Annotated in this window: 21 protein-coding genes and 1 riboswitch; of the genes, 17 read left to right on the forward strand and 4 right to left on the reverse strand. The window is 42.7% G+C overall.

Annotated elements, in window-relative coordinates; translation table 11 throughout:
* Window positions 1–5 precede the first annotated feature (5 nt).
* From HPK16_RS00075 to HPK16_RS00110, 8 genes are all read left to right on the forward strand, one after another.
* Window positions 6–479 (forward strand): glutathione peroxidase, encoded by a 474-nt coding sequence (locus HPK16_RS00075; RefSeq protein WP_181674991.1) that lies wholly within the window; start codon window positions 6–8, stop codon window positions 477–479.
* 351 nt (window positions 480–830) lie between these two features.
* Window positions 831–1,373: an NfeD family membrane protein gene (locus HPK16_RS00080; protein WP_181674992.1), complete on the forward strand. Its 543-nt coding sequence runs from the start codon at window positions 831–833 to the stop codon at window positions 1,371–1,373.
* A 75-nt stretch (window positions 1,374–1,448) separates the two neighbouring features.
* Entirely contained in the window at window positions 1,449–2,993 is a 1,545-nt protein-coding gene (gene floT / locus HPK16_RS00085) for a flotillin lipid rafts scaffold protein FloT (protein ID WP_425487906.1), read from the forward strand.
* 161 nt (window positions 2,994–3,154) lie between these two features.
* Window positions 3,155–3,940 (forward strand): hypothetical protein, encoded by a 786-nt coding sequence (locus tag HPK16_RS00090; protein ID WP_181674994.1) that lies wholly within the window; start codon window positions 3,155–3,157, stop codon window positions 3,938–3,940.
* The gene (locus HPK16_RS00095) at window positions 3,937–5,028 is read left to right on the forward strand and encodes a S8 family serine peptidase (protein WP_181674995.1); all 1,092 of its coding nucleotides are present in this window, start codon (window positions 3,937–3,939) and stop codon (window positions 5,026–5,028) included. Before HPK16_RS00090 ends, HPK16_RS00095 begins: the two co-directional genes overlap by 4 nt.
* Window positions 5,029–5,233: 205 nt before the next feature.
* A complete protein-coding gene (gene pulA / locus HPK16_RS00100; RefSeq protein WP_246369199.1) occupies window positions 5,234–9,058 on the forward strand; it encodes a type I pullulanase in 3,825 nt (1,274 codons plus the stop codon).
* A 145-nt stretch (window positions 9,059–9,203) separates the two neighbouring features.
* Complete coding sequence (locus tag HPK16_RS00105; RefSeq protein WP_181674997.1) at window positions 9,204–10,772, forward strand: peptide chain release factor 3; 1,569 nt, start codon at window positions 9,204–9,206, stop codon at window positions 10,770–10,772.
* An 87-nt stretch (window positions 10,773–10,859) separates the two neighbouring features.
* Complete coding sequence (locus HPK16_RS00110; RefSeq protein WP_181674998.1) at window positions 10,860–12,239, forward strand: collagen binding domain-containing protein; 1,380 nt, start codon at window positions 10,860–10,862, stop codon at window positions 12,237–12,239.
* Window positions 12,240–12,285: 46 nt separating this feature from the next.
* On the opposite strand, the gene HPK16_RS00115 is transcribed toward HPK16_RS00110, so the two are convergent.
* Window positions 12,286–13,248, reverse strand: a complete 963-nt coding sequence (locus HPK16_RS00115; RefSeq protein ID WP_220132206.1) for a hypothetical protein — start codon at window positions 13,246–13,248, stop codon at window positions 12,286–12,288.
* Window positions 13,249–13,409: 161 nt separating this feature from the next.
* A riboswitch (yybP-ykoY riboswitch) is annotated at window positions 13,410–13,582 on the forward strand.
* 33 nt (window positions 13,583–13,615) lie between these two features.
* Here HPK16_RS00115 and HPK16_RS00120 point away from each other — a divergent pair.
* From HPK16_RS00120 to HPK16_RS00135, 4 genes are all read left to right on the forward strand, one after another.
* Complete coding sequence (locus HPK16_RS00120) at window positions 13,616–14,374, forward strand: TerC family protein (protein WP_181674999.1); 759 nt, start codon at window positions 13,616–13,618, stop codon at window positions 14,372–14,374.
* Between the two features lie 538 nt (window positions 14,375–14,912).
* Window positions 14,913–15,674: a TerC family protein gene (locus tag HPK16_RS00125; protein WP_181675000.1), complete on the forward strand. Its 762-nt coding sequence runs from the start codon at window positions 14,913–14,915 to the stop codon at window positions 15,672–15,674.
* Between the two features lie 46 nt (window positions 15,675–15,720).
* Window positions 15,721–17,058, forward strand: a complete 1,338-nt coding sequence (locus tag HPK16_RS00130; protein WP_181675001.1) for a TrkH family potassium uptake protein — start codon at window positions 15,721–15,723, stop codon at window positions 17,056–17,058.
* Between the two features lie 181 nt (window positions 17,059–17,239).
* The gene (locus HPK16_RS00135; RefSeq protein ID WP_246369185.1) at window positions 17,240–17,752 is read left to right on the forward strand and encodes a VanZ family protein; all 513 of its coding nucleotides are present in this window, start codon (window positions 17,240–17,242) and stop codon (window positions 17,750–17,752) included.
* Here HPK16_RS00135 and HPK16_RS00140 read toward each other — a convergent pair.
* The gene (locus HPK16_RS00140; RefSeq protein WP_181675002.1) at window positions 17,742–18,905 is read right to left on the reverse strand and encodes a VanZ family protein; all 1,164 of its coding nucleotides are present in this window, start codon (window positions 18,903–18,905) and stop codon (window positions 17,742–17,744) included. The two genes, HPK16_RS00135 and HPK16_RS00140, sit on opposite strands and share 11 nt — an antisense overlap.
* Window positions 18,906–19,054: 149 nt before the next feature.
* Window positions 19,055–19,414, reverse strand: coding sequence for a DUF4064 domain-containing protein (locus HPK16_RS00145; protein WP_181675003.1), 360 nt, complete (start codon window positions 19,412–19,414; stop codon window positions 19,055–19,057).
* 238 nt (window positions 19,415–19,652) lie between these two features.
* Here HPK16_RS00145 and HPK16_RS00150 point away from each other — a divergent pair, with 238 nt between their 5' ends.
* Both HPK16_RS00150 and HPK16_RS00155 read left to right on the forward strand, forming a co-directional pair.
* Window positions 19,653–20,132 (forward strand): methylated-DNA--[protein]-cysteine S-methyltransferase, encoded by a 480-nt coding sequence (locus tag HPK16_RS00150; protein ID WP_246369187.1) that lies wholly within the window; start codon window positions 19,653–19,655, stop codon window positions 20,130–20,132.
* A gap of 85 nt (window positions 20,133–20,217) precedes the next feature.
* A complete protein-coding gene (locus tag HPK16_RS00155; RefSeq protein WP_181675004.1) occupies window positions 20,218–20,556 on the forward strand; it encodes a hypothetical protein in 339 nt (112 codons plus the stop codon).
* A gap of 40 nt (window positions 20,557–20,596) precedes the next feature.
* Here the strand turns inward: HPK16_RS00155 and HPK16_RS00160 are convergent, their stop codons facing one another.
* A complete protein-coding gene (locus HPK16_RS00160) occupies window positions 20,597–21,295 on the reverse strand; it encodes a DsbA family oxidoreductase (protein ID WP_181675005.1) in 699 nt (232 codons plus the stop codon).
* A gap of 163 nt (window positions 21,296–21,458) precedes the next feature.
* Between HPK16_RS00160 and HPK16_RS00165 the strand changes: the two genes are divergently transcribed.
* The 3 genes from HPK16_RS00165 (at window position 21,459) to HPK16_RS00175 (ending at window position 23,518) form a co-directional block, all read left to right on the forward strand.
* Entirely contained in the window at window positions 21,459–22,217 is a 759-nt protein-coding gene (locus HPK16_RS00165; RefSeq protein WP_181675006.1) for an adenylyltransferase/cytidyltransferase family protein, read from the forward strand.
* Between the two features lie 388 nt (window positions 22,218–22,605).
* The gene (locus HPK16_RS00170; RefSeq protein ID WP_181675007.1) at window positions 22,606–23,085 is read left to right on the forward strand and encodes a DUF6530 family protein; all 480 of its coding nucleotides are present in this window, start codon (window positions 22,606–22,608) and stop codon (window positions 23,083–23,085) included.
* A gap of 79 nt (window positions 23,086–23,164) precedes the next feature.
* Window positions 23,165–23,518, forward strand: coding sequence for a GIY-YIG nuclease family protein (locus tag HPK16_RS00175; protein ID WP_181675008.1), 354 nt, complete (start codon window positions 23,165–23,167; stop codon window positions 23,516–23,518).
* Window positions 23,519–23,567 lie beyond the last annotated feature (49 nt).

A 23,567-nucleotide genomic window follows, 5' to 3' on the forward strand; every position in this document is an offset into this window, starting at 1 on the left:
AGGATATGTCAATTTTTGAATTAGAACAAGAAACGCTTCACGGTGAAAAAGTATCATTAGACAAGTATAAAGGCGAGGTTGTCGTTGTCGTTAATACGGCGAGCAAATGTGGCTTTACCCCACAATACGAGGAATTGGAAAAACTCTATCAAGAATACAAAGATAAAGGATTCACCGTGTTAGGATTCCCATCGGACAGCTTTATGAACCAAGAACTCGATACATCCGGTGAAATCGAGGAATTTTGCAAAATTAATTACGGCGTGACCTTCCCACTTTTTGCAAAATCAAAAGTACGCGGCTCCGATATAAACCCCGTATTTGAAATCCTAACAAAGCAGAAAAAAGGCTTACTAGGCGGCGGAATCAAATGGAATTTCACGAAGTTCCTACTAGACCGCGACGGCAACATAGTAGAACGCTACGCCCCAAAAGCCAGCCCACTTGAAATGAAAGAAAAAATCGAGAAATTATTATAGCAAGTTTCGAGTCGAACTGTTCGTGGTTCGACTTTTTAATTTTAGGTTCAAAATCAATGAAAAATCACCATTCATGATTTCCCTGCTGAATCCAAGCGCCTCGGGAAATGCTTAATTCCTAAGGAAAAGCGAGTACCAGCGCGGAGTGTACGATTTGTACAAGAGCACTGGAATGGAGCTTTTTTAAGGATGGCAGACTCACTTTGTTCCTCTGCATATTGAGGCTTTAATTCGTTTCACGTCATAAGAGCCACAACAAAGTGAGCGTTTCTCGAGGTGCTTGTGACTATGGATATTATTTGGTAGAATGGTAATGAGGCTTTGTTCTCGTATTGGAATGGAGGTATGATGATGACACTATTTGGATATCCAATCGAGACGGTGTATTTCACAGTGCTGGTGGTTGTCGGGATTATTATTTTGATCGATGTTTTGACAGCGCTTATATTTTCTGTTGGAATAATCAGTTTTGTGCTGGATTTACTACCGATTCCAGGTTCGATATTACTTTATTTTCTGGGATTTGCAGCGGCGACGGGATATTGTGGTGAAAGGTATACGTCTTTTTCCAGCCTGAGTATTCTTATTGCAGCGATTGTGGTGGGAATTACTTTTTCATCGATTCTGTATTTCGGAATTCTTTTGCCACTTTCTAAAAAGAGCGACTCGATTGCGTATGAGACGAAGGATTTAGAAGGTAAAGTTGCAAAAGTGATTACACCTGTTCCAAAAGACGGTTTTGGCGAAGTGATTGTCGAAATGAATGCCGGCAATATTTCCAAGGCCGCCAAGAGTGATGAAAACGAGCCAATCGGACGGGATGAAACGGTGTTGATTATCGATGCCACGGATTCTTTTGTGACGGTTGTGCCGTATGAGCCATTTTTGAAGTAGAGAGAGCCTAGTTTTAAAAACAGAGACGACAAGGAGGAATTACTAAAAATGGATTTACTTACGAATGGTGTGACAATGATCGTCATTATTGCAGTCGCGATTCTGGTATTGTTTTTGATCGTATTTATTACGAAATACAAGACAGTTGGGCCAGATGAGGCGTTGATTGTTTCAGGGAGTTATTTAGGGAGAAAGAATGTTTTCACAGATGAGGGCGGCAAACGGGTGAAAATTGTGCGTGGTGGCGGTACGTTCGTTATGCCGGTTTTCCAGCAGTCTTCCCCATTAAGCTTACTATCGAGCAAGCTGGAAGTGCGGACGCCGGAAATTTACACGGAGCAAGGTGTTCCGGTGACGGCAGATGGAACGGCTATCATCAAAATTGGTGGTTCGATTTCGGAAATTGCGACAGCAGCCGAACAATTTTTAGGAAAAACAACGCAGGAGCGCGAAAATGAAGCAATTGAGGTCGTGGAAGGGCATCTGCGTGCGATTCTAGGTTCGATGACCGTGGAAGAAATATATAAAAATCGGGATAAATTTTCCCAAGAGGTACAAGGTGTGGCGACGCAGGATTTATCGAAAATGGGACTTATTATCGTATCGTTTACGCTGAAAGAAGTGCGTGACAACAATGGTTATTTGGACGCATTAGGGAAGCCTCGGATTGCGCAAGTGAAGCGTGATGCGGATGTTGCCGAAGCCGAAGCGACAAAAGAGACGCGGATGAAACGTGCGGAGGCGGAGAAGGAAGCTACGCGTGCGGAACTGGAGCGTAAGACAGAAATCGCGGAAGCCGAGAAGCAAAACCAATTGAAAGTTGCGGAATATCGTAGCGAACAAGAAACGGCGAAAGCGATTGCCGATCAGGCGTATGACTTGGAATCGGCACGTTCGAAACAAGAGGTTATCGAGCAACAAATGCAAGTGCAAATCATCGAGCGTGAGAAGCAAATCGAATTGGAAGATCGCGAAATTAAGCGTCGGGAACGTCAATATGACGCCGAAGTGAAGAAAAAAGCGGATGCGGATCGTTACTCGATTGAACAAGCCGCGGCTGCCCGTAAGAGTCAAGAGTATGCAGAGGCAGAAGCGAATCAATACAGAATCGAAACGTTGGCAAAAGCCGAAGCCGAGCAAGTACGTGTACAAGGTATTGCAAAAGCTGATTCGGAACGTGCGCAAGGGACAGCGGCGGCCGAAGTCATTAAACTGCAAGGTCTTGCCGAAGCCGAAGCAAAACGCAAAATTGCGGAAGCCTATGAGTTGTATGGCCAAGCAGCGATGCTCGACATGATTGTGAGCATGCTTCCTGAGTACGCGAAACAAGTGGCAGCTCCGATGGGGAATATCGATTCGATTACAGTTGTGGACACTGGTAGCAGTGAAAGTGGTGGTGGTGCGAATAAAGTCAGTGGGTATGCAACGAATTTGATGGCGACAGCGCAAGAAAGTTTGAAAGCAACGACAGGCCTTGATATCCGCGAATTGTTGGAGAATTTCTCGGGCAAAGGTAATGTGAAAAGCAGTATTGAAGATTTGACAGATGCTGTGAAGTCGCAGAAACCTGTGGAAGTTGTTGAGGTGGAAACGACGAAGGAGAAGGTAGAAGAAGTTTAAAATGAGATATCTAAGAATATCCTGATTATGTAGGATATTCTTAGATATTTTTTATTAGCGATTCCGTGTAAAAAGTTACATAAATAGGATAATACTTGTATTTTATGAGGTCATAAGATATGATTAGGCTATAAAAATAAAAAATGGGAGTGTGTAAAAAAATGAACGAGAAGAAAATGCGCTTTTTGAAGATTTTTTCGATAGCTTTAATTACTACGCAAGTTTTTTCTTTTTCACTGCATGTGTTTGCTAGTGAGCATGATGAACACAATAGTGAAACGGGGTCAATAAGTGAGGAGCAAGTAGAGCAATTAATTTCAAACTATGAACAGCAAGAAAATGAAGTAACAGAAGAAGTTGATACCGATGATAGGTATGTTAATGATATGGTTTTGAGACAAGAAGAAGCCATGGGAGAGATTGAGCAGATTATAGCTGAGGCTGAGGCGAATGGAGAAAAATTATACACGCAAGAAGAAATACTCAACTTAAGTGCAAAGAAAATAGGGATTTCAGAAGCAGATATGAAGCAAGTGAAAGAATCGATTGCGCAAGAACAGCAAGAATTAAATAACATAAAAGCAGTATTTGACGATATTGGGGAAAGTGAACATCCGATAGTACAGCAAATAATTGAAGAACAACAATCGTTTAGAATACCATTATCTCTTGTTTATATGGACCATGAACAAGATAACAAAGACGGCGTAATATCAGGTGGAGGATGGCCGTACTGTCTAGATGACAACGGTTATGGATACAGAAATTTTATTACATCAGATTGTTATAAGGCACTCGTTTTTGTTTTGGTATGTATGTTAGATTCTACAGCTGGGAAGAAATGGCCTCACCTAAGATATTGTAAAGCATATACAAAAAATTGCTCACCGCTAATTGGGCACAGTAAGTACAAACATTCGCATGCCTGGTGGCAACGGATCCCATGATGAAAATAGGAAAAAGAATAGTTATTACATTGTCCATTTTATGCATGACAGGAATTCTATTTCAGACGCCAATATTTGCGTCAAAAATAGTACAAACGGATAGGGAAATAAATCAATTAGACGAAGCTGGAAGTGTGAGTAAATATCACACAGAAGGTATTATGGGAAAAGGAATCAAAATTGCCATTTTAGATACGGGTGTCGATTTAAAGAATGAGGATATTACGTTTAAAAAAGGGATTAATTTCACATCGGGTGAAGCGACTGATTTTGCTGATAGAAATGGGCATGGAACGAAGGTTGCGGGGATTATTGGCGCGCGTAAAAATGGTGAGGGACTTATTGGAATCGCACCGGAATCGGACCTTTATATTTGTAAGGTCGCCAATGATAGTGGAAAAGTTAGCTTTGATGGGCTCATTAAAGGATTAGACTGGGCAGTGGAGCAAGAAGTGGATATTATAAACATTAGCTTGGAGTTTGGAGCAGGAGATAAGGCATTAAAGAAGGCGATAGATAAAGCAATGAATCAGCATATTATCGTCATCGCATCGTCTGGAAATATTCGAGCGGAAGGTGATACGTTTAAAGCTTATCCGGGTGCATATCCTGAGGTGATTTCTGTTGGAATGCTGAATCTGCAGGGGGAAATATACGCGGCTGAATTTAAGGAAAAGAAAGTGGATATGTATGCGCCAGGGGAGGATTTGACTAGTACTTACTTCCATAATAAGTTGACGCTCGATACAGGTGTTTCCTATGCTACGGCTTATGCTTCTGGTTTTGCGGCATTGGTTATTGAAGGAAAGCGAGCGGATGGAGATGTGGTTAATCGGGATAGTATTATTAAAACGATGAAAGCGGATTTAAATCAAGGAATTGATGGTGCGCCATGGTATATTTATACTGGTCTTGTTCTTAATATAGCAACGTTCGTCGGACTAATTTTACTAGGAATTTATAGTGTGATTTATTATCGTAAAACGTTACCGAGAGGGTGGCCGGTACGAATGATTTGGTCTATTTTGATTATCATCCTATTGGCGAATATCATCGGAAGGTTAATGGTGTATTTTTTAAGTAAATAAGTTTTTTCCCAGATGTGGTGTTCGCTATGTCTGGGCTTTTTGTCTGCCAAAAGGAGTGAAGAAAAATCTGAATTATAGGACGATGTTACAAGTTGTTATCGTTAACAGTTAAATTTAGGTTGATTTAAACAGCCCTGCTTGCTTATACTTTAGAATGAGTAAGCGCTTTCCAATAAAAAGAAAAGGGGTTTGGGATTTGAAAAACATGTGGTGTAAGTATTTAGTCTCCATCATGATTGTGTTGTTTGCTGTACAAAGTTTTAGTTTTGGTATTCAAGGATTTGCGGAAGAGACGGTAACGCCGAAATCGGACGCGACGCAACAGGCGGCATTAGCCAGTACCGTGAATGATAGTGTTTTATCGGAAAATAGGGAGAGTAAGACAAAGGTCATTGTGCACTATAATCCAAAAAGTCAAGCGAGTAAGGCTTGGCAAATGTGGGTGTGGAACAATGACGGTGTTGCTGGGCATGAGGTTGTTTTTGAGGATACGAATGCTTACGGTGATTATTCGAAAGTTGCGGTCATGGACGTGGATGGCGTGCAACCCGAGCTCGGTTTTCTTATTAAAAATGGCTCTGGTTGGGGCGGTGATCGTGATATTAGTGGCGACCGTTATATTTCCACAAAAGAGGGAATTACGGAGGTTTGGCTGAATTATGGCGAGGAGGAAATTGCGACAAAACCGGCGAATTTGGCGGTTTTACCGAGCCATGAGAATTTGGAAGTGACGTTTTATTATCACCGCGACGATCAGGATTATAGTAATTGGTTTGTTCACTCGTGGGCGGATGGCGCAACGGGAACGCAGACGGTTAATTTTTCGGATGGACAAACGGATGGTGATTGGCAGTCTGTGAAGGCGATTTTTGAGGCTACGAGTGGGGCGAGTCTGTCGAATCTGGGCTTTACTGTTGCGAATAATGCGAACGGGAACTGGGAAAAGGACGGGACGGAGGATGATCGTTTTGTTTACCTGTTTACGGATGATGGCAAAGCGGAGGTTTGGATTGTAAGTGGCGATTCTACTGGGTATCGGAATCCGAATTTTGCGGATGCGACGAAGCAGATAAAGACGGCGAGTTTGACTGGTTTTAAAGAGGTGAAGGTGACGCTGAATCGGGACGCGACGGGGCTTGATTTGACGGCGGACGTGACGCTTACTGAGGACGGGAATGCAGTTGCGATTTCAAATGTTAGACGGGACGCAACGAATCCGGCTGTTTTCTATATTGAAACGGCGCAAGATTTGCCGATTCAGGCGGCTTTGACGGTGAAGACGGCTGGTTTTGGCGAGAAACTAGTGGATACGACGAGCATTGTTCGAAATCCGGAATTTGATGCGAAATATGCGTACACGGGAACGGAGCCGCTTGGTGCAACGTATAACGCGGAACAAAGTGTGTGGCGACTGTGGGCACCGACGGCAGCGAGCGTGAAGTTGACGACGTATCAGGATAATTTACCGAACAGTCCTGTGGCACAAAGCTATGAAATGACGCCAAAAGCGCAAGGTATCTGGGAATTCAACGCAAAAATTCCTTCTGGAACGGCGTACACGTATGATCTTGTTTTTGCGGATGGGAAGAAAACGGTGTCTCAAGATCCGTATGCAAAAGCTGCGACGGCGAATGGGAATCGTTCGGTTATTTTGGATCCTGCCGTGATGGTTCCTGCGAATTGGGAGACGAACCGGATGCCAGCATTTACGAACCCGACGGATGCGATTATTTATGAAATGCACATTCGGGATTTCTCGATTGCAAACAAGGATACGGTGAATAAAGGGAAATACTTAGGCGTGATTCAAGAGGGAACAAAGACGGCAAATGGGAATGCAACGGGAATCGATTATTTGAAAAAACTTGGCATTACACACGTGCAAATTTTGCCAATGTTTGATTATGCGTCTTTAAATGAAGAAAACCATGAAAGCGCTTCGGAGCAGTTGGGCGCGTCGCCTTATAACTGGGGTTACGATCCGAAAAACTATGATGTTCCAGAGGGCAGCTACAGTACCAATCCGTACAATCCTGTGACGCGAATTCAAGAGGCGAAACAGATGGTACAAGGGCTTCATAGCAACGGTTTACGTGTGATTATGGATGTTGTGTATAATCACGTATTTGACGCGGGGGCTCATTCTTTTGAGAAGACGGTGCCTGGTTATTATTTCCGATATGGTGATGACGGCAAGCTTTCTAATGGAACGGGTGTCGGAAATGATACGGCGTCCGAACGCGCGATGATGCGTAAATATATGGTTGACAGTGTCGCTTATTGGGCGAAGGAATATCATATGGACGGCTTCCGCTTTGATTTAATGGGCATTCATGATGTGGATACGATGAACGCGATCAAAGCTGAGTTGAACAAAATTGATCCATCGATTATCGTGCTTGGCGAAGGCTGGGATTTAGGGACGCCGCTTGCAAGTGACGCGAAGGCAAATCAAAAAAATGCCTCCAAAATGCCAGAAATCGCCCATTTCAATGATTCAATTCGCGATGCTATCAAAGGCAGCACGTGGGGTGGTCAAGAGTCAGAGCCGGGTTTTGTGAATGGAGCGGCAGGAAAAGAATCGCTTATTGCGAAAAATTTACTTGCTGGGAGTCTCCGAGATCAGGGACAAGGTATTTACGATTTTGCGAAGCCGAGCCAAGTGATTCAGTACGCCGAGGCGCATGATAACCTGACACTTTGGGATAAGCTATCGTATTCGAATCCAAGTGATTCTGAGCAGGATAAAAAGAAAATGCAGAAAATGGCGACGAGTATGGTACTACTTTCGCAAGGTGTGCCGTTTATACATGCGGGACAAGAATTTTTTAGGACGAAGGATCGGGATGAGAACAGTTACCAATCTAGTGATGCCATTAACAAACTCGATTGGGATCGTTATGCGGAAAATATCGATTCGGTGCAAGCTATCGAAGCCGTTATGCAGCTCCGCAATTCCGAACCGCTTTTCCGATTGACAAATTATGCGGATATTAATCAAAAAATGAAGATTATCAAGCAAGATGAGAATGTGGTGGCGTATGAGCTAAAAGATGGTGCTACGTCCTATGTGGTCCTTTTTAACGCGAATAAAGCGGAAAAAGAAGTTGCGATTCCAACGAATAAATATTGGGCAAGAATCGGCGAAACAACGACGGATTTAACAGCAGAGACAGGCACGGTGAAGGTCGGCGCGCTATCGACACTTGTTTTGAAAAATGGCGAGGTGACGTTTGATATTGAGGCATCAGCAGGAGCTGGCGGAACAATTACGCCGAGCGGGAAACAGGCTTATGTGGCTGATGAAAAACCGAGTTACAAGGTGACCGCGGATGCCGGATATCGCGTGCAACAAGTGTTAGTGGATGGCAAAGCAGTGATGCTTTCAGGAGACAGCTATACATTCGAAGCGTTAGCGGCGGGACATACGATAGAGGCAACTTTTGAAGCGATACCGAAGCATAATGAGATTGAGAGTTTAGACAAAATTTCGTTGCCACTAACAGAACTAATAGCGCAACCTGGGCAAAGCGCGAAGGAATTCTACCTCTTACAAAAATTAGCGGCACGTGGCTATTATCAATTAGATGGCGATGCGCAACAACATGATTTGGACGTCGCGTTGACAGTTGCGAATTTGGATTGGGAATCACCGAAAGCTGGTGTCTATGAAGGCATGATCCAGTTTGCCAGCGAAATGCAGAGTAGAGTAGCAGGAACAACAAAGCCGGTTCAGATCACATTAACTGCAGCCGCGCCAGCACCAGGCGAAACCGAAGTAGTCAAACCGATAAAGCCAACCAACCCATCTGGGAATGTGGATGGCGGCGTAACAACGACACCACCGAAGAAAGATACAAATCAGCAGATAAATAAGATCGAAGCTAAGCCAGTACAAGAAGTGGTGAAACAAGAATTACCGGCAACTGGGGACAGTGACTTTTCGCTGTGGATTCTTTTACTCGGCAGCGCTTTTATTATTGGCAGTTTAATACTCATGACTGCTACACGTAGAAAACCGCATCACTAAAATCTGAAATGGAGCTAGGCAAAGTCAGTTTGTACTTCGTTGTCTAGCTCCATTTTCTACATATATTTTTCACCAAAAACTATCTCAAAAACGTCTGGATATGATATACTAAAGAAATGTGAGTATGTCTAGGAGGAATTTTAAAATGGTGCAGGATTTGAAAAAAGAGGTTGCTTCGCGCAAAACTTTTGCAATTATATCTCACCCCGATGCGGGAAAAACAACGATTACAGAACAATTACTGCTTTTTGGTGGTGCGATACGCTCGGCAGGAACAGTAAAAGGGAAGAAGTCGGGCAAGTTTGCGACAAGTGACTGGATGGAAATTGAGAAACAGCGTGGGATTTCGGTAACGAGTTCTGTGATGCAATTTGATTATGATGGTTCGCGAATTAATATTTTGGATACACCGGGTCACTCGGATTTCAGTGAGGATACGTACCGGACGTTAATGGCAGTAGATAGCGCCGTGATGGTTATCGATAGCGCGAAAGGAATCGAGGCGCAGACCTTGAAACTATTCAAAGTTTGTCGGATGCGCGGTATTCCGATTTTTACCTTTATTAATAAAATGGATCGCCAAGGAAAGGCACCGCTCGAGTTGCTTGCTGAATTGGAAGAAGTTTTGGGGATTGAATCGTATCCGATGAACTGGCCAATCGGGATGGGAAAAGAGCTTGGTGGTTTGTATGATCGCTATCACCGTCAAGTCGAACAATATCGTGTGGACGGGGATGAACGCTTCCTGCCACTTGGTGAAAATGGCGATTTAGCAGAACCTCACGCCATTCAAAATTCGAGCTATTATGAGCAGGCGCTCGACGAAATTATGTTGCTAGATGAGGCCGGCAATGATTTCAGCGAAGAGCGAATCGCAGCTGGTGAACTAACGCCCGTATTTTTTGGTAGTGCTTTGACGAATTTTGGCGTGGAAACATTCTTGAAAACATATGTAAACTTTGCGCCAGCACCACAACCGCGTCAATCGAATGAAGGCGAAGTAGATCCTTACATGGACAAATTCTCTGGATTTATCTTCAAAATTCAAGCGAACATGAACCCAGCCCATCGTGATAGAATCGCGTTTGTGCGTATTTGTTCAGGTGAATTTGAGCGTGGCATGTCTGTGAATTTAACGCGAACCGGTAAACCGATCAAGCTTGGTAATTCGACGCAATTTATGGCGGATGATCGGGAAACGGTGAATAGCGCTGTGGCGGGAGATATTATCGGTTTGTATGACACGGGGAACTATCAAATTGGAGACACGATTACAAATGTTAGCAAGACGCTTCAATATGAGAAATTACCGCAATTTACACCGGAGCTATTCATGAAAGTTTCCGCGAAAAACGTGATGAAACAAAAACATTTTCACAAAGGTGTCGAGCAACTTGTGCAAGAAGGCGCGATTCAACTTTTCAAAACGTGGCGCATGGAAGATTATATTATTGGCGCGGTTGGTCAACTACAATTTGAGGTATTTGAGCACCGGATGAACAACGAATATAATTCCGAAATACGCATGGAGCCAATCGGTTCTAAAATCGCGCGTTGGATTAAAGAAGAAGACGTGGACGAAAAACTTTCTTCCGCACGTAGTATGCTGGTAAAAGACCGTTTTGATAAACCACTATTCTTATTTGAAAATCAGTTTGCTTTGAACTGGTTCCACGATAAGAACCCAGATATTGAATTAACATCTCTACTATAAAAATACGAAGAGCCCGATTTTTGGGTTCTTTTTTTGTTTACTAAAAACAAATAAGGGAAAAAGAATGTCAGATTCAGAAGGGGTGAAATGAATGAAAAAAAGATGTATTTTTTGATGGGTTTGCTACTGCTCGGCGTTTCTTTAGTAGGACTAGGAGGACACGAGGCAAAAGCTGCGACGGATTATGGTTCGCAATTTTTTACACATGTGGAATTACAAAATAAAAATAATGTTGCATCTACAGATTTTAAAGAAAATGATCGCGTGAAAGTTGTTTATAATTGGGAGTTGACGCAAGCGGTACATAGTGGTGAGACGATGACAATACCGCTACCTGCAGAGCTTGAATATGTTAGTTTTGCGCCATTTTTATTGAAAGATAATAGTGGAAATACAGTGGCCGCGGCAGTTGTTGATCCGATTAATAATAAAATAACCCTGACTTTTACCACATTTGTCGATACACACACAGATATTAATGGATCGATGTTTTTCTATGCGGATTTTAATAAAGATAGCATTGTAACGGATCAGACGAACTCGATTGCTTTTCCAGTAGGTGGCGATTATACAACGCTTGGTGTGATGATTCATAAAGTGACAAGTGGTGGTGGCGGAACAGGTACGCCGACTGTTGTTTTTAAACAAGGACGAATCGACGCTAAGGATAGTAGTCTGATTAATTGGACGGTCACGCTGAATAATGCGCTTGTGGATATCGATAACGCGTATTATACGGACATTATGGGCGCTGGGCAGACGCTTACCGGGCCTGTGAAATTGAAATACCGCGATGCTGATAAAAAGGAACGTTTTTCGAGGAATGAGAATGTGGCACTGGACACGAATCGCAGTTTTCGCTTAGAGCTGGGCGACCTTCAAGATACTTCGGTCGTCATCACGTATCAGACAAAAATGGCAGGTGGTCAGTTTAGCTATAAAAATACAGCTAAGATCGGTGGTACAAACATCGAAGAGCAAACGCGAAACGCGACCGTTAATGATTATTCAGGTGGCGGGGAAGGGGAAGGCAATAATCCGCCACCAGTGGACCCTCCAACAACGCCTGATCCACCAGTAACTCCTGAGCCAGAAACGGATCCAATCGTTGTGACACCAGCAACGCCAGAAGTAAGCACGATGATAGATGGTGATAACGAAATACAAATCTACGTCGTCAAAAAAGGAGATACCCTTCCAAGCATTGCTGAAAAATTCGAAACAACGACACAACAATTAAAAATATGGAACAACCTCCCAAGCGACGACATCAAAGTCGGCCAAAAGCTAATCGTCAAAGTAACACCGAGAAAAGTAACTGTGACAAGTCAAAATAATGTAAGTGCGACTCCAACAACTACTATGAAAACCTTACCGCAAACAGGCGATACAACGAGTGGTGTTGCGGAATTAATTGGCGCACTATTAGCTTTAACATCGGGTGCCTTTTTAACCCGTAAAAAATAACAGAAACCTAGCAGCGAATCTGAATTTTGATTCACTGCTAGGTTTTTCATTTGCCCATTTCCATTTGAATTCGCTGTGCAAGTTTTTCATAGTTTTGAAAGCTTTCTGTATTCTGTTTTGGAACAGCAAGCAAATCTTGTGTTTTCAAAACCTGCTTTTCAACACCATCTGCGAATTTTACAAAGGAATCTGCTGTTTCTTTCCCATAATCAAGCGAGAAATACTTCGATTGGCGATAAAAAGCTTGGAGATTAGGATCTGTGATTTCCTGCTTTTGATCCGCGAATATTTCATCATATTTGACCGAAATAAGTTTACCTTTCTCTGTAATCACTTGAAGGCGTGCAGTTAAGCCATTTCCTAGCGGTTCCGCGAGGCCATAATAGTAAAATCCAAAGGGCTTCTTAACCCAGTCTTTCATTTCCTCTGCCAGGGGCATCATACCGTTTCGCGCGCTAGTAGAAGAACCTTTAACTGTTTCGAAATTACCATCTAACCGATTTTCTGCGAGCATTTGCCCCTCCAAAAACGTAATGCCATTCACCCAAGTCACAAGTGTATCATCCGTTCGCGTATTGCTAGCTTGGAAAAAAGCATAGTCAGAAAGGCGCTTCGATGCATTCGCGTACTTTGGTTCATAGTAGTTTGCCGAAGCCATTTCGTTAAATTCTACATGAATTAGTTTGCCAGCATCGTCTGTCACTAATTCCAAAATGCCACGATTTCCACCATCAAATTCATTTTCATTCTTATAGTAATTTCCTTTAATCAAGCCAGTCGGTGGTTGGACAGACCAGAACATGCGAGCTTCTTTTTCCGCTGTTGTATATTTTGCCTCAGGATGCGTGCCGAATGTCGTGGTCGTTGCAGAAGTTACCACATCATAATTATAATCATGCCCCCGCGACTCTACAGCTACTTTTTTCGCTTTCGGCTCGTCAGGTTGGCTATTCTCATTGGAGCAAGCAACTAATGCGAGCGATGCGAGTACCAATATTATTTTCTTCAAGTTGAATTCCCCCTCTACGCTTTCTAGTATCTCAAAAGAAAATAAAGTGCACATAAACAAAATATGAAAAAAAGATAAACATTCGAGATAATCAGCAAGTGTTGTTGACAGTTAACCCAGTTCTGTGATATTATTTCCCTATCAATCAAATATCACTTTTGACATTCGTCAAGGGGGAGTAGCGTTAGCCTTATTTGGAGGCTAAGATAAAGTCGTCATTACATGGATGCGAGTCCATCGGTTTTATCAACATTTTTTGTATGAAAATGTCAGCGAGACCTTTGCCAAACTACTGGCAGGGGTCTCGTTTTTTCGTGTTTAAAAAGAGGCGCTTTTGGACGGTTGAAAGATGAAGGAGGAATTTTATTTGGATACAGCAATGATTTTGGAGTATGGGTGGGTTTTACTTGTCCTGATTGGTTTGGAGGGGATTCTCGCTGCTGATAACGCGGTAGTTATGGCCGTTATGGTGAAACATTTACCTGACGAGCAACAGAAAAAAGCCTTATTTTATGGTCTAATAGGTGCATTCGTCTTCCGTTTTGCAGCCCTTTTCTTGATTTCCTTTTTGGCCGAAGTTTGGCAAGTACAGGCACTTGGAGCGGCGTACTTACTTTACATCTGTATTAGCCATATGTGGAAGCACGCAAAAGGCAAAGACGATGGGCACAAAGTCAAAGAAGGCAAAGGTTCAAGCTTTTGGATGACCGTTTTAAAAGTCGAAATTGCAGACATAGCATTTGCGATTGATTCGATGTTGGCAGCAGTAGCACTTGCGATCACACTTCCAGCAACAGGCTGGGGAACAATTGGCGGACTCGACACAGGGCAATTCAGCGTGATGTTCGTCGGTGGTCTGGTCGGACTAATCTGTATCCGTTTTGCCGCAACACAATTCGTAAAACTACTGAAAAAATATCCATCACTGGAAACAGCCGCTTTCTTAATCGTCGGTTGGGTCGGCGTGAAGCTAGTTGTTTACACATTAGCACATCCAGAATTAGGCGTTATTCCAGAACACTTCCCACATTCTACCGTTTGGAAATTAACATTCTGGGCAGTCATGATCGGAATTATTATTTGGGGATGGCTCGTATCAGTACGCGCTGCAAAGAAAGAAGCCTAAGCGATATAAATCGGCGGCAAGCGTTCGTATTGTTGGGGTTGTTCGAATGAAATGAGTTACAACCCCAATATGCATGAGAGCAGAGCGAGCATGTAATCCTTCCTGGTTGTTCGAATGAAAAGAGTTACAACCCCAATATGCCTATGAGCATCGCGAATAGGCATTCCTTCAGGAGATTTAGAACAAGGATGCGGTAAAACTTTGTGGTTCTGCTACACAAGAGCAGTTTCGCTTAACTTCTCGCATGGTCGAGGAAACTACCCCCTCCCTGTTTTTGTTATGATTCTTTGAAGCAAAGCGAAATTAGAACCTAAATATGCAGAGGAACACAATGAGTCTGCCTTCCGTCCTCGGTTCCACCGAATCTCCTGAATACAAACGCTTTCGCTCGATTTGTGGAAAGCCGAATGTACGTCTTACCCCTAGTAAGGGGTTAAGTGGACTTCGGCTTATTTTTCCGTTACATATAGTAACAAAATAATAGCAAATAGACTAGTAAATATGGTAGAGTGGAGAGTAAAGAAATGGTGGGGTGAAAATGGATATATCGATTTGGGGAGAATACATCTGGGTATTCTTAATTTTGATTGTGTTAGAGGGCGTGCTTTCTGCGGATAATGCTGTGGTTATGGCTGTCATCGTTAAAAAGTTGCCGCATGAACAACAGCGTAAAGCCCTATTTTATGGGTTAGTTGGAGCTTTTGTTTTCCGGCTGATTGCAATGCTTATTATTTCATACTTAGTTAATTTTTGGGAAATTCAAGCGATCGGCGCGTTGTACTTACTTTACTTGGCGGTCAAGCATATTTGGGATAAGAGAAAAGGCAAGGACAAAGTGGAGAAACAGGAGGCTGAGGCAAAACCAACGTCCTTCTGGGGAACAGTGGCGCGTGTGGAGTTAACTGATATCGCGTTTGCCTTAGATTCGATGTTAGCGGCTGCGGCCTTGGTTGTGTCATTGCCAGCGATTGGTACATTGGAGATTGGCGGTATGAATGCAGGTCAATTCACTGTCATGTTCCTAGGCGGTTTGGCAGGACTCGTCGTTATTCGTTTTGCAGCGACACAAGTTGTGAAATTGCTAGAGCGTTACCCTACGTTAGAAACAGCCGCCTTCTTAATTGTTGGTTGGGTTGGGGTGAAAATGGCCGTGCTTACAATGGCTAACCCGCAAGTAGGTATTTTACCAGAGAGTTTTCCGAATTCAGCAGCGTGGGAAATCACCTTCTGGGTTGTGATGATTGCTCTTGGTTTAGGTGGTTATATCATTGCTAGAAAAAAAGAGAAACAAAAGAGATAACTATATGATTGGCGGGAACTCGTGGCGTGGAAGAGCGCGCGCGAGAATGTCCAGGCTAACGCCGATTCAGGTCATTATCACGTTCTATTTCCTGTCAATCACATTTGCGACGGCGCTCCTGAGCATGCCATTTACACAAAAACCTGGCGTCAAAATTTCGTTCATCGACACATTATTTACAGCGGCGAGTTCGGTGAGTGTGACAGGGCTTGCGTCCGTCGATGTCGGAGAATCTTATAGTCGCGCAGGAATTTGGGTTCTGATGGGGATTTTCCAAGTTGGTGGACTCGGGGTTATGATGCTGAGCACGTTCTTCTACCTCGTGTTGAAACGTCGTGTAGGCTTGCGTCAGCGTCAGCTAATCATGACGGATACGAATCAATTTTCGATGAGTGGTATGGTTCGGATGCTGCGCGAGATTCTCGTGTTGATTTTTGGTATTCAAATTATCGGGGGACTTATTCTGGGGATTTATTTCATTCCGTTTTATGATGGCGATGTCGGCGAGGCGATGTTCCAAGGGCTATTTAACTCGGTTTCCGCGGTGACAAATGCTGGTGTGGATATTACTGGTTACTCGTTGACACCGTTCGTGAAGGATTATTTCGTCCAGTTTATCACGATTCTGCTCATTATTGCGGGTGGAATTGGCTTCCCTGTATTGATTGAAGCACGCCGATTCCTATTCGAAAAAAATACACTGATCCCGTTTCGCTTCTCCCTTTTTGTAAAAGTGACGACGGTGACCTACTTAGGGTTACTCGTGGTTGGCGGATTGCTGATTTGGGCAATGGAAAGCCAGCATTACTTTAGTGGAAAATCGATTGATGAGGGTTTCTTTAACTCGATGTTTTTATCTGCAACGTCAAGAAGTGCTGGTCTGTCAACGATTGATACATCGGCGCTGACAGATCCGACATTGCTCGTTGTTTCGGGATTAATGTTCATTGGAGCATCGCCGAGTTCTGTCGGTGGCGGGATCCGGACGACAACATTTGCGATTACGATTTTGTTCCTATATTCTGTGATTCGTGGCCGGAACCATATTTACATTTTTGGACGTGAATTGTATCAAGAAGACGTCCGTAAAGCGCTTGCCGTTGCTATTTTTGCAACACTTCTGTGCGTTGGCGCGATCACAGTGCTAGGCTTTACAGAGCAAGCCGAACTGATGGCAATTGTCGTCGAAGTATTCTCAGCGTTCGGAACATGCGGTTTATCCATGGGATTGACCGGCGATTTGAGCTATTTCGGCAAAATTATTATCATTTTATTAATGTTTATCGGTCGCGTTGGGATTATGTACATGATGCTATCCTTCCGCAGCAAAGATGGTAAGAAAAACGCGATTAGACTGCCAAAGGAGAAGATTATTACGGGATGAAAAGGGTCTCATGACTTACACTATGACTCCCATATCGAAAATATAATCAAAAAAAGGACTCGGCGTTTAATCTGAGTCCTTTTTACATGCCATGCCTAAATCCCAAACAAATATAGCTTTTTCATTTAATTTTAATCTTCATATGATAAAGTTATGAAAAACACGTAAGGAAGTGGCTTTTTTGCAGCGAAGATTATCTTGGTTATTTATGGGTATAGCTTTGGCGATGATTCTTATTCTATTCTTCTCCTCCTCGCAAACCTACGAGCAGCAATCAATGACGTCTGGTTTGGATAGATTGCTAGCCAATAAACCATTTGAAAAACAATTATCAGCAATATCTTTTCCCTATGCTGGTTCAGAAATTAGTATTCAAGCGAAAGGTTATAGCTCGTTTATCGAATTCTTCATCCGAAAAGGCGCGCATTTCTTTTCCTATGCATTGATGGGCTTCAGTTTGTTTATGGGCTTCAGCGCTTTTATCAAAAGACGATGGTTAGTCACGGCTTTCAGTGCGGGAATTCCATTAGCCTACGCGGCGTTTGACGAGTTTCATCAAATGCTCACAGGTGGCAGAACACCGCTTGTCCAAGACGTAATGTTAGATTTTACGGGAGCATTGTTCGGTATACTTTTGGCGTATTTCCTAGCGAAATGGCTTATAAAAAAAGATAAAGCGTTAATCACTCCGTGATCGACGCTTTATCTTTTTGTTTGAAGGTACTAACATGCGCGGTATGACTCAATTTTTCATAAAAAAGCTGGCGGTCTTTGGAGAAAAAGTTGATACAAATATGGATGAAAAACATAAATCCGGCAACAAATCCAATTCCAATCACTGTTAAGAATAGGACTGGTGACAAATGGTCAACGAAAAACGGGTTTTGCGGAAAGAGAATGATTGCCAATGTTACATAATAAAGTAGACCGTTTCGAATCATCAGTTGTCTGAGTTTCAGGCGTTCGGAGTTGGTAGATTTGATGCGAATTTGCACAAGCATTTTTCCGAAGGTGCGACCTTTTGTGAATCTCGGTAGGAGCATGAAGTATAGGAAGACAATCAAAACAAGCCACCAAAGCTGTGTAAAGCGGGTACCGCCGTTTGTTTCTAGGTTTTTAAATGGCAGTAAGTGGATTACGCCGAGGATTGCTGTGATAACTTCGAGCAGGAACCAGTCGACGAGAAAAGCGATGAGTCGGCGTAAATAGCTTACCTGTTTTCCCTGAATATATGTCATCTCGTCCATTTTTGTGCGTGACGGTAGAAGGCTTGTAAATAGTGGTGCAATCGCGAAACCAACGATGCCGCCGAGCGTGTTTAACATCAAATCATCTACATCAAATAGTCGATAAGCGTGTGGATAAATGCCGTAAATACCGGTTAATTGTGTTATTTCAAAGAATAAGGATAGTAAAAAGGAAAAGAGTGTCGTTTTCCAAAAAGGATAGCGGAAATAATAGCGTAAATAAATACCGAATGGGATGACTAAAAGTACGTTAAACACTGGTTGCAAAACAACGGCTTGTGTTAGGGCTGCCAAATATGTACTTGGATCATTCCAAACGAGTACGGTATGTGTTAAAAAATCGTGAACAAACTTGAAGGGCATTAACTGTACGGCAGAGCCGGTCATTTTTGCGACATCATCTGGGTCTGGTAATGGCAGTAGAATAAGTAGGAAAGCGCATAATAAGTAAAAGATAAACGTGTACAAAACCACATTACGCAAGAAGTTCAAGCCGCCGAATTTGCGGTATTGATAGATAGCAAATGGTAGTGTTAACATAAAGGCGAGTACTGGAAAAATCAGAACAGCGACTTCAATGGGAAACAAATAAGCGTGCATAAATAGAACCCCCTTTCATCTAGAGTACAATAAAAATGTAAAAAAGACGAGCCTGAAACACAGCTTTGTTAGGGAACGTGCGTTTTGGGAGGCGCGCGTTCACTAAGTACCGCTACATTTTAGACTCGTCCTTTGATTTAAAAAGAGTATTAATATTTTGGCGATGGTACTCGGAAAAGTGCCATTAAGCCCGCTAGAATGATTAAAATTCCAGAAATAATCCAAATTTGACCCACTACAAAGAACATGACGATACCGATAAGCGTGAGTACTACACCCCAACCGCGCGGGCTTTTTTTGATAAGAAGAGTTGCGATTAAAGCTAGTGCGGATGCAATGACGGTAATCCAACCGAGTGTCGCAATGCTATCCCCAACTGCTCCGTTTAGATACGTGAATGTTTGAATGTAATCCGTTACGTCATTACCATACGCAATAATCCAAAATCCAGCTACCAAACCAACAATCGAACCAATTAAACCTAAAACTAATTCTGCTGTTCTTGACATGTTTTTATCCCCCTGTCTGATGGACTCTCTTGTTAGCAAAGCTTGAGCTAGCGAGTAGAAGTCCTCTAATGTCTCGTATAGTAAATATACGTACAGAGTATTTTACCCCAATTTGAAAAGAATAACCTTTATTTTGGAATATTTATAGAAGAAATTAGCGATTATAACTAAATGTGAATGATATTTGTTATCTGGATTAGAAAATGCTATGTTGGAAAGAGAAATGGAGGAGATGTGTATGCAACTTTATGTGAATGAAATGGAGTCGCCACTGGGGAAGCTATACCTTGGTGTTTCAGAGGTGGCGGTGAAATATATTGCGTATGATGAGGCTTCATTTTTAGAAAGGGGAGCGGATTTTTCGGTAGAGGAAAATGAGATGATGCGGCGTTTGAAGATAGAGTTGCAAGCGTTTTTTGATGGGGAGATACAAGCTTTTACAGTGCCATTAGAATTACGCGGGACAGATTTTCAGATGCGGGTTTGGCGTGCTTTGCAGGAGATTCCGTACGGGGAAGTCGTTTCATATAAAGAGATTGCGGAAGCTGCTGGCAGTCCGAAAGCGGTGCGTGCTGTGGGTCAGGCTAATCGTGCGAATCCAATTCCCATTATTATTCCGTGTCATCGCGTGATTCAGGCTGGCGGGAAATTAGGTGGTTATAATGGTGATGATGTTGATCGCAAAATCTGGTTATTGAATCGCGAAATGCCTTTTTAAACGTTATCATAAATTTCATGACTCGTTCATAGTTTTTTCTTATTTATCGGATAAGATAAGAATAAGTGAAAGGAGCTGGAATAGAATGAATAATGAGATGGAAACGGCACCGAAGAAGCAAGTGAACAAATGGAAATGGAGCACTATTATTGTAAGTATACTTTCAGTTGTAACGATATCATTTATGGGTTTTGCACTATTTAATCAAAATCAGGCAGGGATGAATGGGCCGGGTAATATGTCTGGCAATAATCAGTCGCAGATGGGTGGCACGGATGAATCATACGGAACGCCGCCAAGTGGTGGACCAAACAGTCAACAAGGTGGGACATCCGATTCTAGCGGAGATACAGATGCGAATTCAGGTGCGTCATTGAATCCAGATACAGATTCTTCGACAAGTTCTTCGTCAAATTCTATATAAAAAGAAACCCACATTCCGCGTTGAATGTGGGTTTCTAATATTAGCAATTACATGAGCCGCCGGAACAACATTCTCCATCTGAATCTGATTTATTCAGCATCGTTAGCGGATTTTCTTCGTTCCAAACTTTGGTTAAGACTTCTGTAAAACTCGCTGCTGGTTGGGCGCCGGAAACACCGTATTTTTCATTGATAACAAAGAATGGAACGCCTTGAATTCCTAGGGAAGCACCAGTTTGTTCATCATCACGAACGTCCGCTGCAAATGCGTCACTGGCTAGCATGTCAAGAACTTCGGTTTTGTCGAGTCCTGTGGATGCTGCAATGGTTGCTAGTGTTTCATGGTCGCCTAAATTCTTTGATTCAGTGAAATAAGCATGGAGCAGTGTTTCTTTTAACCTTTCTGCCGTTCCTTTGGTTTTCGCAAATTGGAGCAAGCGATGGGCGTCGAATGTATTTGTTGGGATCATCGTATCGAAGTGGTAATCAAGGCCGACCGTTTTGGCTTGAGCACTGACTTGATTGTTCATGCTTTTTGCTTTTTCAATAGTCATACCGTATTTCTCAGCTAGAATTTCATCCATTGTCTGGTCATATTGAACGGGCGCGTTGGGATCGAGTTCAAAACTGCGATATTCAACCTCTACATCCTTACCAAATTCCTTTAAACCTGCCTCAAAATTACGTTTTCCAATATAACAAAACGGACACGCGAAGTCCGACCAAATTTCTACTTTCATACTTGTTCCTCCTAAAAGATAATTTGTGCATCTCTGATCAGTATAGCGTGTAGATGAGCATAATTCAATTAAGTTGCTTACTATTTGTTAGTAACTCGAGCAAAGCAGTTGAGAAAAGATAGGGAAATGAGTTATCTTTGTATGGTAGAGGAGTGAAACGGAAATGGAGATTTTTCAAGTGAAGGATAGGTTACCGGATAGCGAGGAACCGATTGTTTTAGTGATTGGCAAATTTGATGGTGTGCATAAGGGACATCAGCATTTGTTAAAACGTGCGAAATCATTTTGTGAACCGGGTGAAAAACTGGCAATCGTATGTTTTACGCCGCATCCGTTGTGGGCGCTAAAAAAAGATCCTATTTATCAACGAGCAATTACGCCTGATGCGGAAAAATTTCGCTGGTTGGCGTATTTTGGTGTGGATAAGGTGTACAATGTTGGCTTTACTGAAAAGTATGCAGAAACATCGGCGGAAACATTTATTAGAGAGCACTTGAATGGTTTGAATTTGACGCATATCGTTGTGGGCGAGAGCTTTAACTTTGGCAAAGGGCGGGATTCGGATGTCGATTTACTGATGGATTTGTGCGGTGAGCGTTCGGTTCCAGTGACGGAAATTCCGTTTGTGCGAGATGGCACTGATCATAAAGTGAGTTCGACGGATATTCGTGCAGCCATATATGAAGGAGACTTTGAGGAGGCAGAGCGTTTACTGGGGCATCCTTATTTTATCGAAGGAGATGTTCGGACGGAAAATGGGACGTATTTGCTAACTGGGTTGGAGGAGTTTGTGATTCCGAAAGTCGGTAAATATCGAATTTTTGTGGACGGAGACCGTGCAGAAGTTCACGTTTTAGAGAATGGGGAAATCATTATACCACAACCAGCAACTCATATACGAATACAGTTTGACACTATCTAACAGGGATGGTTCAGCGTGTTGACAAACGCTCATTTTCGTCGTTGAAGGCTTCGTTCCAGTGCTCACGTACCCTAGTACGCTCCGCTCTGGTACTCGCTTTTGCCTAGAAACTAAGCATTTGTCAACACGCTGAGGTTTTGTGGGAAATCATGTGAAGCGGGTTTTCTACAATTGGACATAAAGAACTCGAAAACAAGTAGGGATATTATATAATCCATTTGCTCAAGTGGATTATATAATATCCCTACTTGTTTTTCATTTTGAGCCCTATTTATCCTAGCTGTTTTTTTAGTGGGTTGATTTTCCATGAGAATGATGTTATACTACGTTAGTAAGTTTACTAGTTTACTAATTTACTAATTTACTAAATTACTAAAGGAGAGATACCATGAAAATCCCAACAAATTTAAAACACAAACCAGTTATTGTCGCTGAAAACTATGAAGAAGTGGACGGTAAATATGCCTACAATTCGGATGCAAAAGGCTTGTCGCTTGGCTTAGCGCAATGGAATGATCGCGGCAAAGTGGATATTTCAGCAAAAGTGTGGCGGCACACTGGCGACAAATGGTCTCGCCAATCGGAGGAATTACCGTTACATCGTGTGCTGGACTTGGCTATTTTAATTGGGCGGTCGAAGCTTTATTTTAAAGATGCTTATAAATATGAAGGTTTATATGATAAAGAAAATCCGCAAATTGATCGGATTGGTTTGCAGGGCGACGCGATGACGGTTTCGGTTTGTGAGGATAATCAGATGATTGGTGAGGATATTGAGTTGTTTCAGCAGGCGCTTGCGGACAGTGATGAGCTTTTGAGTGAGCGGTTGCGGACGTTGAGTCGAATTCTAAAGGAAGCAGGCTATTAGCAGCGTAGCGACAAACGCTGAGGTTTCGTGATAAATCATGAGGAAATTTTTAGAGTCTGATTACAAGGAGGTTTTTTTGATGACATCGGAGAAGGAGACGCGTAAGGAAAAGATTAATGCCTATAAGCAAATGAAGCACCGCGCTGGTGTATATCGTTTTGTTAGCCAGGAAACGGGTGTTTATGCATTAGCGGCGAGCATGGATTTGAAGGGTATTCAGAATAAGTATGCCTTTGCGAAAAAAATGAATATGCCGGGTGCGTTGCCGTGGACGATTGCTGATGAGGCGAAGAAACACGGAATGGGTACGATTGTGCTTGAGGAATTGGAACTCGTTGATATAAAGGACGAGATGACCAATCAGGATATTAAGGAAGAATTGGATGTTTTGCTTGAACTTTGGCAGGAAAAATTAGCATCTGAGAACGAATAAAGGAAGTCGGAATGGGAGAGGATCGCCGAACTGGTTGATTTTCTTGCTA

Origin of the sequence: Paenilisteria rustica (assembly GCF_013820765.1) — a bacterium.
GTDB classification, from domain to species: domain Bacteria; phylum Bacillota; class Bacilli; order Lactobacillales; family Listeriaceae; genus Listeria_A; species Listeria_A rustica.

Coding starts and splice junctions, on each gene's coding strand:
- HPK16_RS00075 (WP_181674991.1), top strand. CDS start 6: ATGTCAATTTTTGAATTAGAACAAGAAACGCTTCACGGTGAAAAAGTA.
- HPK16_RS00080 (WP_181674992.1), top strand. CDS start 831: ATGACACTATTTGGATATCCAATCGAGACGGTGTATTTCACAGTGCTG.
- floT (WP_425487906.1), top strand. CDS start 1,449: ATGATCGTCATTATTGCAGTCGCGATTCTGGTATTGTTTTTGATCGTA.
- HPK16_RS00090 (WP_181674994.1), top strand. CDS start 3,155: ATGAACGAGAAGAAAATGCGCTTTTTGAAGATTTTTTCGATAGCTTTA.
- HPK16_RS00095 (WP_181674995.1), top strand. CDS start 3,937: ATGATGAAAATAGGAAAAAGAATAGTTATTACATTGTCCATTTTATGC.
- pulA (WP_246369199.1), top strand. CDS start 5,234: ATGTGGTGTAAGTATTTAGTCTCCATCATGATTGTGTTGTTTGCTGTA.
- HPK16_RS00105 (WP_181674997.1), top strand. CDS start 9,204: ATGGTGCAGGATTTGAAAAAAGAGGTTGCTTCGCGCAAAACTTTTGCA.
- HPK16_RS00110 (WP_181674998.1), top strand. CDS start 10,860: ATGAATGAAAAAAAGATGTATTTTTTGATGGGTTTGCTACTGCTCGGC.
- HPK16_RS00125 (WP_181675000.1), top strand. CDS start 14,913: ATGGATATATCGATTTGGGGAGAATACATCTGGGTATTCTTAATTTTG.
- HPK16_RS00130 (WP_181675001.1), top strand. CDS start 15,721: ATGTCCAGGCTAACGCCGATTCAGGTCATTATCACGTTCTATTTCCTG.
- HPK16_RS00140 (WP_181675002.1), bottom strand. CDS start 18,905: ATGCACGCTTATTTGTTTCCCATTGAAGTCGCTGTTCTGATTTTTCCA.
- HPK16_RS00145 (WP_181675003.1), bottom strand. CDS start 19,414: ATGTCAAGAACAGCAGAATTAGTTTTAGGTTTAATTGGTTCGATTGTT.
- HPK16_RS00150 (WP_246369187.1), top strand. CDS start 19,653: ATGCAACTTTATGTGAATGAAATGGAGTCGCCACTGGGGAAGCTATAC.
- HPK16_RS00155 (WP_181675004.1), top strand. CDS start 20,218: ATGAATAATGAGATGGAAACGGCACCGAAGAAGCAAGTGAACAAATGG.
- HPK16_RS00160 (WP_181675005.1), bottom strand. CDS start 21,295: ATGAAAGTAGAAATTTGGTCGGACTTCGCGTGTCCGTTTTGTTATATT.
- HPK16_RS00165 (WP_181675006.1), top strand. CDS start 21,459: ATGGAGATTTTTCAAGTGAAGGATAGGTTACCGGATAGCGAGGAACCG.
- HPK16_RS00170 (WP_181675007.1), top strand. CDS start 22,606: ATGAAAATCCCAACAAATTTAAAACACAAACCAGTTATTGTCGCTGAA.
- HPK16_RS00175 (WP_181675008.1), top strand. CDS start 23,165: ATGACATCGGAGAAGGAGACGCGTAAGGAAAAGATTAATGCCTATAAG.